Source organism: Streptomyces sp. TAA040, assembly GCF_000424845.1.
Genome location: NZ_AUKR01000001.1, coordinates 357,798 through 374,403, shown reverse-complemented (window position 1 = coordinate 374,403; position 16,606 = coordinate 357,798). Strand labels below are relative to the sequence as shown.

At 72.0% G+C, this 16,606-nt stretch carries 19 protein-coding genes; 3 read left to right on the top strand and 16 right to left on the bottom strand.

What is annotated here, in order from left to right; all coding sequences use genetic code 11:
• Window positions 1-38: 38 nt before the first annotated feature.
• Entirely contained in the window at window positions 39-935 is an 897-nt protein-coding gene (locus tag H300_RS0101685) for a dihydrodipicolinate synthase family protein (protein ID WP_028426018.1), read from the top strand.
• A gap of 23 nt (window positions 936-958) precedes the next feature.
• On the opposite strand, the gene H300_RS24495 is transcribed toward H300_RS0101685, so the two are convergent.
• The 13 genes from H300_RS24495 to H300_RS0101620 form a co-directional block, all read right to left on the bottom strand.
• Complete coding sequence (locus tag H300_RS24495; protein ID WP_078515631.1) at window positions 959-1,927, bottom strand: EI24 domain-containing protein; 969 nt, start codon at window positions 1,925-1,927, stop codon at window positions 959-961.
• Window positions 1,928-2,009: 82 nt separating this feature from the next.
• On the bottom strand, window positions 2,010-2,999 hold the full coding sequence (gene dapD, locus H300_RS0101675) for a 2,3,4,5-tetrahydropyridine-2,6-dicarboxylate N-succinyltransferase (RefSeq protein ID WP_028426017.1): 990 nt from the start codon (window positions 2,997-2,999) through the stop codon (window positions 2,010-2,012).
• A 98-nt stretch (window positions 3,000-3,097) separates the two neighbouring features.
• Window positions 3,098-3,637: a TetR family transcriptional regulator gene (locus H300_RS0101670; RefSeq protein WP_028426016.1), complete on the bottom strand. Its 540-nt coding sequence runs from the start codon at window positions 3,635-3,637 to the stop codon at window positions 3,098-3,100.
• On the bottom strand, window positions 3,637-3,957 hold the full coding sequence (locus tag H300_RS0101665) for a DMT family transporter (RefSeq protein ID WP_028426015.1): 321 nt from the start codon (window positions 3,955-3,957) through the stop codon (window positions 3,637-3,639). Before H300_RS0101665 ends, H300_RS0101670 begins: the two co-directional genes overlap by 1 nt.
• Before the next feature lie 102 nt (window positions 3,958-4,059).
• A complete protein-coding gene (locus H300_RS0101660) occupies window positions 4,060-4,311 on the bottom strand; it encodes a hypothetical protein (protein WP_028426014.1) in 252 nt (83 codons plus the stop codon).
• A 133-nt stretch (window positions 4,312-4,444) separates the two neighbouring features.
• Window positions 4,445-4,774, bottom strand: a complete 330-nt coding sequence (locus H300_RS0101655) for a metal-sulfur cluster assembly factor (protein ID WP_028426013.1) — start codon at window positions 4,772-4,774, stop codon at window positions 4,445-4,447.
• A complete protein-coding gene (gene sufU, locus H300_RS0101650) occupies window positions 4,771-5,238 on the bottom strand; it encodes a Fe-S cluster assembly sulfur transfer protein SufU (protein ID WP_028426012.1) in 468 nt (155 codons plus the stop codon). The genes H300_RS0101655 and sufU overlap by 4 nt, the downstream gene beginning before the upstream one ends.
• Before the next feature lie 14 nt (window positions 5,239-5,252).
• Complete coding sequence (locus H300_RS0101645) at window positions 5,253-6,509, bottom strand: cysteine desulfurase (RefSeq protein ID WP_028426011.1); 1,257 nt, start codon at window positions 6,507-6,509, stop codon at window positions 5,253-5,255.
• Window positions 6,510-6,644: 135 nt separating this feature from the next.
• On the bottom strand, window positions 6,645-7,412 hold the full coding sequence (gene sufC, locus H300_RS0101640; protein WP_028426010.1) for a Fe-S cluster assembly ATPase SufC: 768 nt from the start codon (window positions 7,410-7,412) through the stop codon (window positions 6,645-6,647).
• A gap of 6 nt (window positions 7,413-7,418) precedes the next feature.
• Entirely contained in the window at window positions 7,419-7,751 is a 333-nt protein-coding gene (locus H300_RS0101635) for a non-heme iron oxygenase ferredoxin subunit (RefSeq protein ID WP_028426009.1), read from the bottom strand.
• On the bottom strand, window positions 7,748-8,929 hold the full coding sequence (gene sufD / locus H300_RS0101630) for a Fe-S cluster assembly protein SufD (protein WP_028426008.1): 1,182 nt from the start codon (window positions 8,927-8,929) through the stop codon (window positions 7,748-7,750). The genes H300_RS0101635 and sufD overlap by 4 nt, the downstream gene beginning before the upstream one ends.
• 104 nt (window positions 8,930-9,033) lie before the next feature.
• Window positions 9,034-10,455, bottom strand: coding sequence for a Fe-S cluster assembly protein SufB (gene sufB / locus H300_RS0101625; RefSeq protein WP_028426007.1), 1,422 nt, complete (start codon window positions 10,453-10,455; stop codon window positions 9,034-9,036).
• Window positions 10,452-11,252 (bottom strand): ArsR family transcriptional regulator, encoded by an 801-nt coding sequence (locus H300_RS0101620; protein ID WP_028426006.1) that lies wholly within the window; start codon window positions 11,250-11,252, stop codon window positions 10,452-10,454. The genes sufB and H300_RS0101620 overlap by 4 nt, the downstream gene beginning before the upstream one ends.
• A gap of 207 nt (window positions 11,253-11,459) precedes the next feature.
• Between H300_RS0101620 and H300_RS0101615 the strand changes: the two genes are divergently transcribed.
• Both H300_RS0101615 and H300_RS0101610 read left to right on the top strand, forming a co-directional pair.
• Window positions 11,460-12,386 carry an ABC transporter ATP-binding protein gene (locus tag H300_RS0101615; RefSeq protein ID WP_028426005.1) on the top strand — a complete coding sequence of 309 codons (927 nt, stop codon included), beginning with the start codon at window positions 11,460-11,462 and terminating at the stop codon, window positions 12,384-12,386.
• 56 nt (window positions 12,387-12,442) lie between these two features.
• Window positions 12,443-13,159: an ABC transporter permease gene (locus tag H300_RS0101610; protein WP_051269333.1), complete on the top strand. Its 717-nt coding sequence runs from the start codon at window positions 12,443-12,445 to the stop codon at window positions 13,157-13,159.
• A 109-nt stretch (window positions 13,160-13,268) separates the two neighbouring features.
• Here the strand turns inward: H300_RS0101610 and pgl are convergent, their stop codons facing one another.
• Genes pgl through zwf form a run of 3 tightly spaced genes read right to left on the bottom strand, consistent with a single transcriptional unit; the run spans window position 13,269 to window position 16,602 of the window.
• Complete coding sequence (gene pgl, locus H300_RS0101605) at window positions 13,269-14,048, bottom strand: 6-phosphogluconolactonase (protein ID WP_028426003.1); 780 nt, start codon at window positions 14,046-14,048, stop codon at window positions 13,269-13,271.
• Complete coding sequence (gene opcA, locus H300_RS24490; protein WP_037978800.1) at window positions 14,045-15,076, bottom strand: glucose-6-phosphate dehydrogenase assembly protein OpcA; 1,032 nt, start codon at window positions 15,074-15,076, stop codon at window positions 14,045-14,047. The genes pgl and opcA overlap by 4 nt, the downstream gene beginning before the upstream one ends.
• The gene (gene zwf / locus H300_RS0101595; protein WP_028426002.1) at window positions 15,073-16,602 is read right to left on the bottom strand and encodes a glucose-6-phosphate dehydrogenase; all 1,530 of its coding nucleotides are present in this window, start codon (window positions 16,600-16,602) and stop codon (window positions 15,073-15,075) included. Before zwf ends, opcA begins: the two co-directional genes overlap by 4 nt.
• Window positions 16,603-16,606: the final 4 nt, after the last annotated feature.

The window sequence follows — 16,606 nt, the reverse complement described above, 5'->3', positions numbered from 1 at the left end:
ATGGACACGGCTGCCGGGCAGGTCGCAGACTTCCGGCTATGAGTACCGGACCCTTCGGCCGCTGCGCCGCCGCCATGATCACGCCCTTCGCCCCGGACGGTGGGCCGGACCTGGCGGGGGCCCGGCGGCTGGCCGTGCACCTGGTCGACCGGGGCGGGTGCGACGCGCTGGTGGTGAACGGGGCTGTGGGCGAGGCCGCGGTTACCACCGACGCGGAGAAGGAGGCGGTGCTCGGGGCCGTACTGGCGGCGGTCGGCGACCGGGCCGTCGTGACGGCCGGGGTGAGCAGCGCGGAGCTGCAGCGGTCCGTCGGGCTGGCCCGCTCCTGCGAGGCTGCCGGAGCACACGGCCTGCTGCTCCCGGCCCCGCCCGGCGTCCCCGCGGGGGCGGCCCGGCTCGGGTACCTGTCCGCCGTGGCGGACGCCACCGGGCTCCCGGTCCTGGTGGACGCCGGCGGCTCGGGTCCCGGCAGCGGCGTGGACGGTCCGCTCGGCACCGACGACCTGCTGCGTCTGGCCGCGCACCCGCGCGTCCGCGGCTTCCTGGACAACGGCCGGGACCTGCTCCGGACGGGCCGGGCCCTCTCGGCCACCGGTCTGGCCTGCTACGCGGGCCGCGACGAGGCGGTCCTGGCACTCCGTGCGCTCGGCGCGGCCGGCTGCGTCAGCACCGTCGCCAACGTCTCCGGCCGGGAGGTCCGGGCGCTGCTGGACGCGTTCGACGCCGGGGACACGGCCGGAGCGGCCCGGCGGCAGCGGGCCCTGCTGCCGCTCGTCGAGGCCGTGGGCGCCGGCCGGGACGGAACGGTCGGGGTGAAGGCACTGTTCGACGCGGCGGGGCTGCCCGGCGGTCCGGTCCGGGGCGACCGTCCGGCCTCCAACGCCGAGCTCACCGGCCGGCTCGTCGACGCGCTCAGGCAGGCCGTCGGCGGCTGAACCGGGCCCGGTGCGGTCCGGGCTCACCGCCACCCGTCCGGCTCCGGGTGCTCCGGACGGCCGGAGGGCGGCCCGGACGGAGGACCGGTGCGCGGGTCGGTCGGCCGGGGCGCCGCCGCGGACGGGAACGCGGTGCGGCCCTGCGGCCCGGGTGGGTGCCCGCCCGTCGGCCCGGCGGCGAACCCGCCGTCCGGCGCGGACGTCGTCTGGGCGGGGCGGGGAGCGCCGTCCCCTGGCGGCCGCTGCCCCTGGTCCGGCGTTCCGGCGAGGTCCCGGACGAGGAGCGCCGCACCCGCGACCGCGCCGGGCATCAGCAGCACCGCGACGAACGGTACGAGGAAGAGCAGCACCAGCGGCACGCCGAAGCCCAGCGCCAGCGCCTTGCGTTCCCGCAGCATCGTCAGCCGCTCCCGGACCGGGATGCCGCGGCGCTGCATGCCGACCGAGCTGAGTTCCAGGGTCAGGAAGAACCCGGCGACCGCGAAGCCTATGGCCGGGATCACTGACTGGCCGACGAACGGGACGAACCCCAGGACGAACAGCGGGATGCCGAAGGCGAGTGCCCGGACGAGGACGTAGAGGCTGTCGCCGAGGGAAGTCCACAGCTCGCGCCAGAGCGGCCGGTCCGGTGCGGTCGGCGCCCCGCCCTCGGACTCCTCGACCTGCTCCGACAGCGACTCGTAGAAGGGATCGCCGATCAGCAGTGTGACCGCGGTGAAGGTGAGCACCGCGAGCAGCAGGCCGCCGGCGAACAGCAGCACGGCGAAGACCACCCGCAGCGAGCTCTGCCAGAACGAGGACCAGCCGTCCGCGAACGGGGTCGCCCAGACGGCGACGTCGCCGGCCTGCCAACCGAGCGCCAGCAGCGCCGCGGCGTAGATCACGAGCGAGATCAGGGCGGGCAGCAGCCCGAAGCCGAACAGTCGGCCGTGCCGCGCGATCCAGCGCTGTCCCTGCCCGAGGTACCGCACACCGGCCACGAGATCACTCATGCGGCCACCCTATCCGGAGCGACCCGTGTCCGCGGCGCTTGCCACCGCGGACACGGACGGCGGAACTCGCCTCGCGCCGAGGTCAGTTGTTGCTGTGCAGAGCCTCGTTGAGTCCACCCCAGGAGCCGGAGCGAGGCAGCGCCTCGACGGTGCCGGTGGTGGAGTGGCGGCGGAACAGCAGGTTGTTCGCACCGGAGAGCTCGGCCGCCTTGACCACCTTGCCGTCCGGCAGGGTGACGCGGGTGCCGGCCGTGACGTACAGCCCGGCCTCCACGATGCAGTCGTCGCCGAGCGAGATGCCGATACCTGCCTCGGCGCCCAGCAGGCAGCGCTCGCCGAGGGAGATCCGCTCCTTACCGCCCCCGGAGAGAGTGCCCATGATCGAGGAGCCGCCGCCGATGTCGGACCCGTCCCCGACCACCACGCCGGCGCTGATCCGGCCCTCCACCATGGAGGTGCCCAGGGTGCCCGCGTTGAAGTTCACGAACCCCTCGTGCATCACGGTGGAGCCCTCGGCCAGGTGGGCCCCGAGCCGCACCCGGTCGGCGTCGCCGATCCGCACGCCCCCCGGGGCGACGTAGTCGGTCATCCGCGGGAACTTGTCGACGCTTGTGACGGAGAGCCGCTGTCCTGCGGCGCGGACGGCCAGTCGCACCTCTTCGAGACGCTCCACCGGCACCGGGCCGAGGTTCGTCCAGGCGACGTTGGTCAGCAGCCCGAAGAGCCCGTCCAGATTCTGGCCGTGCGGGCGGACCAGCCGGTGGCTGAGCAGGTGCAGGCGGAGGTAGGCGTCGTACGCGTCGAGAGGCTGGTCCGCCAGCGAGGCGACGACCGTGCGGACGGCGACGGTCTCGACGCCGCGCAGCGGGTCGGTGCCCAGCGTCTTGGGCGCGGAGGCACCGAGGAGTTCGGCGGCCCGCTCGGGGGCGAGGGACTCGGTGCCGGCCGGGCCCGGCTGCTCGGCCAGGGCCGGAGCGGGGAACCAGGTGTCCAGGACGGTCCCGTCGGCCGTGACGGTGGCGAGCCCGGCCGCGACGGCGCCGGTGGTGCGGGAGATAGCTGCGTCGGTCATGGCGGCAACCTATCCGGCGGGCCGGGCCCCGGGCGAACCGGTCCCGGCCGGCGGGACACGGCCGCCAGGACCCCGCCGCGGACGCGAACGTGGCGGCGTCACTCCACGACCCGGGCGAGCATGGCGGCGATCTCCTCCCGGCGGTAGGGACGGGCGCTGAGCAGCAACTGGATGGTGAGGCCGTCCAGCAGCCCGGCCAGTGCCCTGGCCGTGGCGTCGTCCGGGGTGCGACGGCGCAGCAGGGCGGTGAAGCGGTCGAGGAAGCCCGCCGCCAGCGGGCGCACCCCCGGGTGCCGGAGGGCGGCGAAGTAGAGCTCGTACTCCAGCGTGATCCGCGACCGGTCGCCGGCCAGGCTCTCCTCCAGCATGGCCGCGAGTTCCCCGGCGAAGGGGGCTCCGGGCGGCAGCGCCCGCTCCCAGGCGTCCCATTCCGCCAGCCAACTGTCGTTGGCCTGTTCGAGGGCGGCGCACAAAAGTTCGTCCAGGCCCGCGAAGTGGTAGGTGGTGGAGCCGAGCGGCACGTCCGCCTCGGCCGCGACGGCACGGTGGCTGAGCCGGTCGATGCCCCGGTCGCCGACCACCCTGATCGCGGCGTCGATGATCCGCTGGCGCCGGTCGGGGTCGTAGCGGCGTGCCATCAGTGCGCTCCGCCGAGGTTGAGTACGGTGACTCCCGCGATGATCAGCAGGAGCCCCGCGATCCTGGCGGCGGTCACCGCCTCGCCGATGAACACCATGCCGATGAGCGCCACGGCCGCGGTACCGGCACCGGACCAGATCGCGTAGGCGGTGCCCACCGACATGGTCTTGAGCGTCTGCGACAGGAGCACGAAGGCGATCAGGTAGCCGACCGCGGTGCCGAGCGAGGGCCAGAGCCTGCTGAATCCGTCGCTGTACTTCATCGCGGTGGTGGCCAGCACCTCGGCGAGGATGGCACCGGACAACGTGAAGTAGACCATGTGTACAAGTGTACATGTGGATGTACGCTTGTACACATGGTCGGGGGCCGAGAGGGTGGGCGGTCCGGCGCGGGCCCGTCGGGAGAGGCCGGGCGGGCGGGGTCAGGCGCCCAGACCGGTGCCCTTGTTGGCGACCTGGTCGGCGACCACGTCCGTCACCTGGTCGGTGACCTTGCCGGACACCTTGTCCGGCCCGACCACCTCGCCGGCGATCTCCGCGAGATCCGGGAGGGAGACGGGCGTACGGCCCGAGTCGGTCTGCTTGTCGACGTCGCCGCCCGGGGCGGGGGCGACGAGCGACGCCACCACGCCGGCGGCGAGAGAGGCGATGGCGGCCATGCTGCGCTTCTTCATGCCCGGCACAACGCGCGGTGGCCGCCTCAGGTCACGGTCTGTCCACCAGGACGAGGACCGCGACCCCGGGGCGGCCACCGGAGAGCCATCGGGAGAACGGGGCGAAACCGGGGCTCACGGCCCCGGACGCCCGTCAGACGTTGAAGCCGAGTGCGCGAAGCTGCTCGCGCCCGTCGTCGGTGATCTTGTCCGGACCCCACGGCGGCATCCAGACCCAGTTGATCTTCAGTTCGTTGACGATGCCCTCGGTCGCCGACTTCGCCTGGTCCTCGATGACGTCGGTCAGCGGACAGGCCGCCGAGGTCAGGGTCATGTCCAGAGTGGCGACGTTGGCCTCGTCGACGTGAACGCCGTAGATCAGACCGAGGTTCACGACGTCGATGCCCAGCTCCGGGTCGACCACGTCGTAGAGGGCCTCGCGGACCTCTTCCTCGCTCGCCGGCTTGGTGGTGATGTCCGTCATGGCGTCTTCTCCTTCAGCGCGGTCTCGCCCAGCGCCTGGGCGGTGGCTTCCTTCCATGCCATCCAGCTCAGCAGAGCACACTTCACCCGGGCCGGGTACTTGGAGACGCCGGCGAACGCGACCGCGTCCTCCAGCACCTCCTCCATGGCCTCGTCCGGACTGAGCTGCCCCTTGGACTGCATCAGTTCGAGGAAGCTCTCCTGGACCCGCCGGGCGTCGGTCAACTGCTTGCCGACCAGCAGTTCGTTCAGCACCGAGGCACTGGCCTGGCTGATCGAGCAGCCCTGCCCCTCGTAGCTGACGTCGGCGACGGTGTCGCCCTCGTAGCGCACCCGCAGCGTGATCTCGTCACCGCACGTGGGGTTGACGTGGTGCACCTCGGCATCGCCGTCGCGCAGCCCGCGCCCGTGCGGGTGCTTGTAGTGGTCCAGGATCACTTCCTGGTACATCGAGTCCAGCTTCACGGGTCAGACCGCCCTCATCCGAAGAAGTTCCGTACGTGCTCCAAGCCGTCGACCAGGGCGTCCACCTCGGCCGGCGTGGAGTACAGATAGAACGACGCTCGCGTGGTCGCAGGAATTCCGTACCGCAGGCAGACCGGGCGGGCGCAGTGGTGTCCGACCCGTACCGCGATGCCCTGCTCGTCCAGCACCTGGCCGACGTCGTGCGGATGGATGTCGCCCAGCACGAAGGAGATCGCCGCCCCGCGGTCCTCGGCCGTGGTCGGCCCGATGATCCGCAGGTCCGGCACTTCCCGGAGCCGGCGCACCGCGTAGTCGACCAGGGCGTGCTCGTGCGCGGCGATGCGGTCCATGCCGATGGCGCCGAGGTAGTCCACCGCGGCACCCAGGCCCACCGCCTGCGCGATCGGCGGGGTTCCCGCCTCGAACTTGTGCGGAGCCGGGGCGTAGGTGGACGAGTGCATCGAGACCGTCTCGATCATCTCGCCACCGCCGAGGAAGGGCGGCAGGTCCTCCAGCAGTTCCTGGCGCCCCCACAGGACCCCGATGCCGGTCGGACCGCACATCTTGTGACCGGTGAAGGCCACGAAGTCGGCCTGGAGGGCCTGTACGTCCAGCACCATGTGCGGCGCCGCCTGGGAGGCGTCGATGACGACCAGCGCACCGACCTCCTGGGCCCGGCGGATGATCTCCTCCACCGGGTTGACGGTGCCCATGATGTTCGAGACCAGGGTGAACGAGACCACCTTGGTCCGCTCGGTGATGATCTCGTCCATCCGGGAGAGGTCGAGCCGGCCCTCGTCGGTCAGCCCGAACCACCGCAGCTTCGCTCCGGTGCGCTGCGAGAGCAGCTGCCACGGCACGATGTTGGAGTGGTGCTCCATCTCCGTGATGACGATCTCGGTCTCGGCGTCCACCCGGTAGGGCTCGTCCGCCCAGCCGAGCATGTTGGCCACCAGGTTGAGCGACTCCGAGGCGTTCTTGGTGAAGATCACCTCGTCGCGGCTCGGCGCGTTGACGAAGGCGGCGACCTTGTCGCGGGCGCCCTCGTACAGCGCCGTGGCCTCCTCGGCCAGTACGTGCACGCCGCGGTGGACGTTCGCGTTGTGCCGCTCGTAGTAGTCGTTCAGCGCGTCGAGGACCTGGCGCGGCTTCTGCGAGGTCGCCGCGTTGTCCAGGTACACGATGCGCTGCCCGTCGTGGACCACGCGGTCCAGGATCGGGAAGTCCTTGCGGATCGCCTCGGTGTCGAGCAGGCCCGGAAGCTGAGTCACGCTCCCCCTCCTCCGTTCGTCTCGTCGCCCGCGCAGCGGCGCGGCCCGGGCCCGCCGGGCAGCACCGCCACGGTGCTGCCCGGCCGGACGGACGCCACCGGGGCCGAAACCGGCCCGGCGGCGGCTGCGGGGACGTCACTCACCGGTCGCGCCGGCCTTGACGTACTGCTCGTAGCCCTCGTCCTCGAGCTTGTCGGCCAGCTCGGGGCCGCCGGACTCCACGATGCGGCCCTTCGCGAAGACGTGCACGTGGTCGGGCTTGATGTACCGCAGGATGCGGGTGTAGTGGGTGATCAGCAGGGTGCCGACCTCGCCTGACTCGCGCACCCGGTTGACACCTTCGGAGACCACGCGGAGCGCGTCGACGTCCAGTCCGGAGTCGGTCTCGTCGAGCACCGCGACCTTCGGGCGGAGCAGCTCCAGCTGGAGGATCTCGTGACGCTTCTTCTCACCGCCGGAGAAGCCCTCGTTGACGTTCCGCTCGGCGAAGACCGGGTCGATCGAGAGGCGCTGCATGGCCTCCTTGACCTCCTTGACCCAGGTGCGCAGCTTGGGCGCCTCGCCCCGGGTCGCGGTGGCGGCGGTGCGGAGGAAGTTGGAGACCGAGACACCGGGGACCTCGACCGGGTACTGCATGGCGAGGAAGAGGCCGGCACGGGCACGCTCGTCGACGGACATCTCCAGGACGTCCTCGCCGTCGAGGGTGACGGTGCCGCCGGTGACGGTGTACTTGGGGTGGCCGGCCAGCGAGTAGGCCAGGGTGGACTTGCCGGAGCCGTTCGGGCCCATGATGGCGTGCGTCTCACCCTGCTTCACGGTCAGGTCGACACCCCGCAGGATCTCCTCGGGGCCGTTCTCGGCCGCGACGGTGACATGCAGGTCGTGGATCTCAAGCGTTGCCATGGGGCTTCAGGACTCCTGGGTGACGGAGACGAGCACGGCCGCGTCGGGGCCGTCTCCTTCGATCTTTACGGGATATACGGGCACGGGCCTGGTGGCGGGCAGTCCGGAGGGCTGACCGGTCCGCAGGTCGAAGCTGGAGCCGTGCAGCCAGCACTCGATGGAGCAGCCCTCCACCTCGCCCTCGGAGAGCGAGACGTTGGCGTGCGAACAGATGTCGTTGATCGCGAACACCTCGTCCCCGGTACGGACCAGCGAGACGGGGATGCCGTCGACCTCCACCCGTTTCGGGGCGGCGTCCTCCAGTTCCGACAGGCGTGCCGCCTTCACGAACGCGCTCATGCCACCGACGCCTCCAGCTCGGCGTCGATCCTGGCGATCAGACGCTCCTGGACGTCCGGCAGGCCGATCTGCTGGACGAGTTCGCCGAAGAAGCCGCGCACCACGAGGCGCCGCGCCTCCTCCGCCGGGACACCGCGGGACATCAGGTAGAAAAGCTGCTCGTCGTCGAACCGGCCGGTCGCCGAGGCGTGGCCGGCACCGACGATCTCGCCGGTCTCGATCTCCAGGTTGGGGACCGAGTCCACCCGGGCGCCGTCGGTGAGCACCAGGTTGCGGTTGAGTTCGTAGGTGTCGGTGCCCTCTGCCGCCTTGCGGATGAGGACGTCGCCGATCCACACGGCGTGCGCGTCGTCGCCCTGGAGCGCGCCCTTGTAGGCGACGTTGCTCCGGCAGTGCGCGCTGTCGTGGTCGACCATGAGCCGGTGCTCCTGGTGCTGGCCGCTGTCGGTGAAGTACAGACCGTAGAGCTCCGCCTCACCGCCCGGGCCGGCATAGTTGACCCGCGGCTGGAGCCGGACGAGGTCCCCGCCGAAGGTGACCACCACGGACTTGAAGGAGGCGTCCCGGCCGACCAGCACGTTGTGCTGCGAGCAGTGCACCGCGTCGTCGTCCCAGTCCTGGACGAAGACGACGGTCAGCTTGGCGCCGTCACCGAGCACGCACTCGACGTTGGCCGAGCGGATCGCATCGCCGGTGTGGTCGACCACGACGACCGCCTCGGCGAAGGCGCCCACGTCGAAGACGGTGTGCCCGTAGGTGACGCCGCCCTCGCCGTGCAGGGAGAGCCTGATCGGCTCCGCCAGCACCGCCTCCCTGGGCACGGACACCACGGTGGCCTTCTCGAAGGCGCTGAAGGCCTGCGCGGCGACCCGGTCGACGGGCTTGCCGGCCCGGCCGACGCGTGCGTCGTCACGACCGACCGTCTCGACCGTCACCGCGTCCGGCGCGCTGATCTCCGACTTGAGGGTGCCGTCGGCGACGGCGGTGCCGTCGTGGAGGCCCTTCAGCCGCTCCAGGGGGGTGAAGCGCCACTCCTCCTCGCGGCCGTGCGGAACCGGGAAGTCCGCTACGTCGAAGGACGGCGGTGCGCTCATCCTGGTGGCGACGGTGGACTCCGCGGCCACCGCGATCGGTCCGGAGGCGGTGGAGCCCGCCGGAATGTTCTGAGCCTCAGCCATGGCTGTCGTCGTGCTCTCTTTCCTAGGTCGTCGATCACAGCGGAAGTGCGGGGAGGGCCCGGTGCGCGGAGCCGTGAGCCGGGCGCACCGGGGTGCCGCCGGGGTCAGCCGACAGCGCCCTCCATCTGCAGCTCGATCAGCCGGTTCAGCTCCAGCGCGTACTCCATCGGCAGCTCCTTGGCGATCGGCTCGACGAACCCGCGCACGATCATCGCCATCGCCTCGTCCTCGGCCAGACCCCGGCTCATCAGGTAGAAGAGCTGGTCGTCACTGACCTTGGAGACGGTCGCCTCGTGCCCCATCGAGACGTCGTCCTCCCGGACGTCGACGTAGGGGTAGGTGTCCGAGCGCGAGATGGTGTCCACCAGCAGCGCGTCGCACAGCACGTTGGACTTGGAGCCGGCCGCGCCCTCGCCGATCTCGATGAGGCCGCGGTAGGAGGTGCGCCCACCGCCCCGGGCCACCGACTTGGAGACGATGTTGGAGGAGGTGTTCGGGGCCATGTGGACCATCTTGGCGCCGGCGTCCTGGTGCTGGCCCTCGCCCGCGAAGGCGACCGAGAGGGTCTCGCCCTTGGCGTGCTCGCCCATCAGGTAGACGGCCGGGTACTTCATGGTCACCTTGGAGCCGAGGTTGCCGTCCACCCACTCCATGGTCGCGCCCTCGTAGGCGACGGCGCGCTTGGTGACCAGGTTGTAGACGTTGTTCGACCAGTTCTGGATGGTCGTGTAGCGGCAGCGGCCGCCCTTCTTCACGATGATCTCGACCACCGCGGAGTGCAGGGAGTCCGAGTCGTAGATCGGCGCGGTGCAGCCCTCGACGTAGTGCACGTAGGCGTTCTCGTCGACGATGATCAGGGTCCGCTCGAACTGGCCCATGTTCTCGGTGTTGATGCGGAAGTAGGCCTGCAGCGGGATGTCGACGTGCACGCCCGGCGGGACGTAGATGAACGAGCCGCCCGACCACACCGCGGTGTTGAGCGCGGCGAACTTGTTGTCGCCGACCGGGATGACCGTGCCGAAGTACTCCTGGAACAGCTCCGGGTGCTCGCGCAGCGCGGTGTCGGTGTCCAGGAAGAGGACGCCCTGCTCCTCCAGGTCCTCGCGGATCTGGTGGTAGACGACCTCGGACTCGTACTGGGCCGCGACACCGGCGACCAGCCGCTGCTTCTCGGCCTCGGGGATGCCGAGCCGGTCGTAGGTGTTCTTGATGTCCTCCGGCAGGTCCTCCCAGCTCTGGGCCTGCTTCTCGGTGGACCGCACGAAGTACTTGATGTTGTCGAAGTCGATGCCCGAGAGGTCGGAGCCCCAGTTCGGCATCGGCTTCTTCTCGAAGAGCTTCAGGCCCTTGCGGCGGAGCTTGAGCATCCACTCCGGCTCGGACTTCTTGTCGGAGATGTCACGCACGACCTCGTCCGAGAGGCCGCGCTTGGCCGCGGCGCCTGCCGTGTCCGAGTCGGCCCAGCCGTACTCGTACTTGCCGAGGCCGTCGAGCTCGGGGTGGGCGGTCTCCGTGGGGAGTGTCATGCGGGGTTCCTCCCGGCTGTGCTTGCAGATGCTGTGGTGAGCGGATCGGTGGTCTCGGGGGCGGCGTGCCCGGCGCCGCGCGGAATGAAGGTGGTGCAGACCCCGTCGCCGTGCGCGATGGTCGCCAGCCGCTGCACGTGCGTTCCCAGCAGGCGGGAGAAGACCTCGGTCTCCGCCTCGCAGAGCTGCGGGAACTGCTCGGCTGCGTGCGCGACCGGGCAGTGGTGCTGGCACAACTGCTCGCCGGCGGAACCGGGCGCGCTGCGCGCAGTGGCAGCGTACCCGTCCTCGGTGAGGGCTTCGGCCAGCAGCCGGGAGCGCTCCTCGGGGGGCACCCCCGCAAGCCGCTCCTGGTAGCCGACGGTCTGCGCGGCGACCCTGGCCCGCGCGAAGGCGACTACCGCCGCCTCGCCCGCGGCACCACCGCCGGCGGCTTCGGCGATCCACCGCATGGCGTCGGTGGCGAGCTGGTCGTAGGCCTGGTCGAAGGCGTCGCGACCGCAGTCGGTGAGGGCGAAGACCTTCGCCGGGCGGCCTCTGCCGCGGGCACCGTAGACCCGCTTGGCGCGCGCCTCGACGATGCCCTCGGCGGCGAGGGCGTCCAGGTGCCGCCGGACGGCCGCCTGGGTGAGGCCCAGTCGCTGGGCGAGGTCGGCCGCCGTGGACGGGCCGTGGTCGAGGATGGAGCGGGCGACCCGGTTGCGGGTGCCGTGCTGCTCGTCGGCGGCGGGCGCACCGGCTCCGCCGACGGCCGGCGAGGCCGCCTGCGTCCGCTGAGCAGTGCCCGTGTATTTCACAACACCATTGTTGCGTAATTCGACGAGCAGCGGCAAGCCATGCCCTGAGCTGCACGAATGGCATACATCACGTAAGGCAAGGCTTACCTCACTCCCGGTGGCCGGCGCGTGCGCCGCCCCTGAACGGACACGGAACCCCGTGCGGGGCCCTCGGCCGGGCGCGCCCCCCGGCACTGGGGAGCCGGCCCGAACCCTAGACTCGCCGGTATGCGCGACACGGTGGCCCTGGAGGCCGCAGGGCTGGTGAAACGGTACGGAGCCAAGACCGCGGTGGACGGGCTCGACCTCACGGTGCGACGCGGCGGGATCACCGCGGTGCTCGGGCCGAACGGGGCCGGGAAGACCACCACCGTGGAGATCTGCGAGGGCTACCGCCGCCCCGACGCCGGCACCGTCCGCGTCCTCGGACTGGACCCGGCCTCCCGGGCCGCCGAGCTGCGCCCGCGGATCGGCGTCATGCTCCAGAGCGGCGGCGTCTATCCGGGCGTCCGGGCGGAGGAGATGCTGCGGCACATGGCCCGGCTGCACGCGCACCCGCTGGACACCGGGGCCCTGATCGAGCGCCTCGGGCTGGGCGGATGCGGCCGGACCCCGTACCGCCGGCTCTCCGGCGGCCAGCAGCAGCGGCTGGCGCTGGCCATGGCGCTGGTCGGCCGCCCGGAGCTGGTCTTCCTGGACGAGCCGACGGCCGGTCTGGACCCGCAGGCCCGGCGCGCCGTGTGGGAACTCCTCGGCGAGTTGCGCGCCGACGGCGTCGGCGCCGTGCTCACCACCCACCACATGGAGGAGGCCGAGGAACTGGCCGACGACGTGGCCGTCATCGACGCCGGACGGGTGATCGCCCGAGGCAGCCCCGAGGACCTGTGCCGGGGCGGCGCGGAGAACACCCTGCGCTTCAGCGGGCGCCCCGCACTGGACCTGGCCTCGCTCCTCAAGGCACTGCCGCCCGACGCCGCCGCCGTCGAACTGACGCCAGGCAGCTACCGGCTGACCGGCACGGTGGGCCCGCAGCTGCTGGCCACCGTCACCGCCTGGTGCGCGCAGAACGGAGTGATGCCGGAACGGCTCACCGTCGAGCGCCACACCCTGGAGGACGTCTTCCTGGAACTGACCGGTAAGGAGTTGCGCGGGTGAACGCCGAGAGCACCGGGGCCTTCGCGCCCCGTCCCGGGGCCGCCCCGCACTGGCGGATGATCACCGCACAGACCGCCCTGGAGACGAGGATGCTGCTGCGGCACGGGGAGCAACTGCTGCTCACCGTCGTCATCCCGACCCTGCTGCTGGTGCTCTTCGGGACGGTCGATCTGGTGGACACCGGCAGCGGCGACCGGATCGGCTTCCTCGCACCCGGCGTCCTGGCCCTCGCCGCGCTGTCCACCGCCTTCACCGGCCTGGCCATCTCCACCGGCTTCGAACGGCGCTACGGCGTGCTCAAGCGGCTCGGCGGCTCACCGCTCCCCCGCTGGGGCCTGCTCACCGCGAAGGCCTGCTCGGTGCTGGTGATCGAGGTGCTCCAGGTCGCGCTGCTCACCACGGTGGCCCTGGCACTCGGCTGGTCCCCGCAGGGGAGCGCGGTAGGCGCCGCGGTGCTGCTGGTCGCCGGGACTGCCGCGTTCGCCGGGCTGGGCCTGCTGATGGCGGGGACCCTCCGGGCGGAGGCGACGCTCGCGGCGGCCAACCTGGTGTTCATCCTGCTGCTGATCGGCGGCGGGGTCGTGGTGCCGCTGGAGAAGTTCCCGGACGCGCTGCGGGGGCCACTGGAACTGCTGCCGGTCTCCGCGCTGTCCGAGGGGCTGCGGGACGTCCTCCAGCACGGCGCGGGGATGCCGTGGGGCAACCTGGTGGTGCTGCTGCTCTGGGCGGTGGCCGCCCTCGCCGTCGCGGCCCGCTTCTTCAAGTGGGAGTGACCCCGGCTTCACGGGGGAGGGCCCGCGGCACGGGCGTCCCGGCGGGACGTCCCGCCGGGACGCGGGCCCCGGACGGCGCCCGGCCACCGGCCACCGGGCGCCGAGCGCGTCAGGAGCGCGGGGAGCGCAGCTCCGGCGGGAGCTTGCCCGCAGCGGCCCGGTCGAGCAGCCACAGGGTGCGCGCCGTGCCGTACGCCCCGGCCGCCGGTGCCCGGCCCTCACCGGCCCCGGAGAGGGCGAGCGCCGCGGCATCCGCCTTGTCCTCCCCCGCCGCCAGCAGCCACACCTCGCGGGCCGTGCGGATCGCGGGCAGGGTGAGGGAGACGCGGACTGGCGGGGGTTTGGGCGCACCGCGTACGGCGACCACCGTCTGCTCCCGCTCCCGCGCCCCGGCGTGCCCGGGGAACAGCGAGGCCACGTGCGTGTCCGGGCCGACCCCGAGCAGCAGCACGTCGAACCGGGGCAGCAGCCCGTGGCCCTGCGGGGCCGCGGCGGCGAGCTCGGCGGCGTAACCGGCGGCAGCCGCCTCCGGGTCGTCGCCGTACTCCCCGTCCGAGGCGGGCATCGCGTGCACCCGGGCCGGGCCGAGCGGGACCGCGTCCAGCAGGGCTTCCCGGGCCTGGGTGTGATTGCGTTCCGGATCGCCGCCGGGGAGGAAGCGCTCGTCCCCCCACCACAGGTCGAGCCGCGCCCAGTCGACGGAGCTGCGGGCCGGGGACTCGGCGAGGGCGGCCAGCAGGCCGTTCCCGTTCCGGCCTCCGGTCAGTACCACCGAGGCCTCGCCGCGCTCGGCCTGCGCCTCGACCACCGCCGTGACCAGCCGGGCCGCGGTGGCCCTCGCCATCTCCGCCGAGTCCGGGTGGACGACGACCTGCGGCACCGCCGTCATCGGGCCGGCGCCTTCCCGGTGGGCCCGCCCTGCGCGGCGGCCGGTGCGGCCCTGCCGGCCGCCCGTCCGCCGGAGGGCGCCGGTTCGGCGCCGGCGGCCGCCTTCGGCACCGACGCGTCCAGCCGGTGGCAGAGCGCCTGCTGGTACGTCTCGTCCGGGTCGAGGCGGCGCAGCTCCTCCGCGAGGAGTTCCGCGGTGGACCGGCGGTTCAGAGCGACCTGCCGGTCGGGCTGGCCCGGCACGGCCAGCTTTGCCAGCCGACCGTCCGGCCGGTCCAGGCAGATCTCGCCGTCCCCGGTGGCAAGCCGGACAGCGGTGATGCCGGGCCCCGGCGTCACCTTCCGCTCCACCGGGACGCCCAGCCGTCCCGAGAGCCAGAGCGCGAGCAGTTCGACGCTGGGGTTGTGCTCCTCGCCCTCGACGACGGCCGCCGTGACCCGGCTGTGCCGCTGGTCCAGCGCCGCGGCGAGCACGCTGCGCCAGGGGGTGACCCGGGTCCACGCGAGGTCGGTGTCCCCGGGGGCGTAGGTGCGGGCGCGCTCCGCGAGGGCGCCGACCGGGTCCTCGGTCGCCGCCGCGTCGGTGATCCGGCGCTGCGCGAGGGTGCCCAGCAGGTCGCCGGCCGGATTGTTCGGGGTGTCCTCCGGCCACCAGACGACCACCGGAGCGTCCGGCAGCAGCAGGGGGAGCACGACGCTGTAGGCGTGGCCGGCCAGTTCGCCGTGCAGCCGCAGCAGCACCGTCTCACCCGTACCGGTCTCACCGCCGATCCGGACCTCGGCGTCCAGTTGGGCCCTGGCCCGGTCCCGCGGCGAACGGCCGGGGCGTCGGACCACCACCAGGATGCGCGAGGGGTGCTCCCTGGAGGCGTCGTTGGCCGCCCGGAGTGCGTCGTAGTGGTTGCCCTCGTCGGTGACGATGACCAGTGTCAGCACCATGCCGACGGCCGGGAAGCCGGCGGCCCTGCGTGCCTTCACCAGGGCCGCGTTCACCTGACTGGACGTGGTGTCGGTGAGATCGATGTTCATGGCCGGCGCCAACTCCTGCCGTCGCGTGCGAGCATCTCGTCCGCCGCCCGGGGGCCCCAGGTCCCGGCGGTGTAGGGCTCGGGCCTGCCGTGGCCGTCCCAGTACTCCTCGACGGGGTCGAGGATCTCCCAGGAGCGCTCCACCTCCTGGTGCCGCGGGAAGAGGTTCGCGTCGCCGAGCAGCACGTCCAGGATCAGCCGTTCGTACGCCTCCGGACTGGACTCGGTGAAGGACTCGCCGTAGGCGAAGTCCATCGTCACGTCCCGGATCTCCATCGAGGTCCCCGGCACCTTGGAGCCGAACCTGATGGTGATCCCCTCGTCCGGCTGCACCCGGATGACCAGGGCGTTCTGCCCGAGCTCCTGGGTGTCGGTGGTGTCGAAGGGCGAGTAGGGGGCGCGCTGGAAGACGATCGCGATCTCCGTCACCCGGCGGCCGAGCCGCTTGCCGGTCCGCAGGTAGAACGGCACGCCCGCCCATCTGCGGTTGTCGATCTCCAGCTTGATCGCGGCGTAGGTGTCCGTCCTGGACTTGGCGTCGATGCCGTCCTCGTCCAGGTAGCCGGGCACCTTCTCGCCGCCCTGCCAGCCGGCCGCGTACTGGCCGCGCACGGTGTGCTTCCCGAGGTCCTCGGGGAGGCGCACGGCGTTGAGCACCTTGAGCTTCTCGGTGACCAGCGCCTTGGCGTCGAAGGAGGAGGGCTCCTCCATGGCCGTCAGGGCCAGCAGTTGCAGCAGGTGGTTCTGGATGACGTCCCGCGCCGAGCCGATGCCGTCGTAGTACCCGGCCCGGCCGCCGATGCCGATGTCCTCGGCCATGGTGATCTGCACGTGGTCGACGTAGCTGCGGTTCCACAACGGCTCGAACATGGTGTTGGCGAAGCGCAGGGCCAGGATGTTCTGGACCGTCTCCTTGCCCAGGTAGTGGTCGATCCGGAAGACCTCACTGGCCCGGAAGACCCCGTGCACCACCTGGTTGAGTTCCTGGGCGCTCTTCAGGTCGTGTCCGAAGGGCTTCTCCACCACGGCCCGGCGCCACGAGTTCTCCGGAGCGTCGGAGAGCCCGTGCTTCTTGAGCTGCTGGACGACCGTGGGGAAGAACTTCGGGGGCACCGAGAGGTAGAAGGCGAAGTTGCCGCCCGTGCCCCGGGCCTTGTCGAGCTCCTCGATGGTGGACTTGAGGGTGCGGAACGCCTCGTCGTCGTCGAAGACACCGGGGACGAAGCGCATCCCCTCGGCGAGCTGCTCCCAGACCTCCTCCCGGAAGGGGGTCCGCGCGTGCTCCTTGACCGCATCCCGGACCACCTGGGCGAAGTCCTCGTGCTCCCAGTCCCGGCGGGCGAACCCGACGAGCGAGAAGCCCGGCGGGAGCAGCCCGCGGTTCGCCAGGTCGTAGACGGCGGGCATCAGCTTCTTGCGTGACAGGTCGCCGGTGACCCCGAAGATCACCAGGCCCGACGGCCCCGCGATGCGCGGGAGCCGTCGGTCCTGTACGTCACGCAGCGGGTTGGCCGCGTCGGTGCTCAACGTC

Coding starts and splice junctions, on each gene's coding strand:
- H300_RS0101685 (WP_028426018.1), top strand. CDS start 39: ATGAGTACCGGACCCTTCGGCCGCTGCGCCGCCGCCATGATCACGCCC.
- H300_RS24495 (WP_078515631.1), bottom strand. CDS start 1,927: ATGAGTGATCTCGTGGCCGGTGTGCGGTACCTCGGGCAGGGACAGCGC.
- dapD (WP_028426017.1), bottom strand. CDS start 2,999: ATGACCGACGCAGCTATCTCCCGCACCACCGGCGCCGTCGCGGCCGGG.
- H300_RS0101670 (WP_028426016.1), bottom strand. CDS start 3,637: ATGGCACGCCGCTACGACCCCGACCGGCGCCAGCGGATCATCGACGCC.
- H300_RS0101665 (WP_028426015.1), bottom strand. CDS start 3,957: ATGGTCTACTTCACGTTGTCCGGTGCCATCCTCGCCGAGGTGCTGGCC.
- H300_RS0101660 (WP_028426014.1), bottom strand. CDS start 4,311: ATGAAGAAGCGCAGCATGGCCGCCATCGCCTCTCTCGCCGCCGGCGTG.
- H300_RS0101655 (WP_028426013.1), bottom strand. CDS start 4,774: ATGACGGACATCACCACCAAGCCGGCGAGCGAGGAAGAGGTCCGCGAG.
- sufC (WP_028426010.1), bottom strand. CDS start 7,412: ATGGCAACGCTTGAGATCCACGACCTGCATGTCACCGTCGCGGCCGAG.
- H300_RS0101635 (WP_028426009.1), bottom strand. CDS start 7,751: ATGAGCGCGTTCGTGAAGGCGGCACGCCTGTCGGAACTGGAGGACGCC.
- sufD (WP_028426008.1), bottom strand. CDS start 8,929: ATGGCTGAGGCTCAGAACATTCCGGCGGGCTCCACCGCCTCCGGACCG.
- sufB (WP_028426007.1), bottom strand. CDS start 10,455: ATGACACTCCCCACGGAGACCGCCCACCCCGAGCTCGACGGCCTCGGC.
- H300_RS0101615 (WP_028426005.1), top strand. CDS start 11,460: ATGCGCGACACGGTGGCCCTGGAGGCCGCAGGGCTGGTGAAACGGTAC.
- H300_RS0101610 (WP_051269333.1), top strand. CDS start 12,443: ATGATCACCGCACAGACCGCCCTGGAGACGAGGATGCTGCTGCGGCAC.
- pgl (WP_028426003.1), bottom strand. CDS start 14,048: ATGACGGCGGTGCCGCAGGTCGTCGTCCACCCGGACTCGGCGGAGATG.
- opcA (WP_037978800.1), bottom strand. CDS start 15,076: ATGAACATCGATCTCACCGACACCACGTCCAGTCAGGTGAACGCGGCC.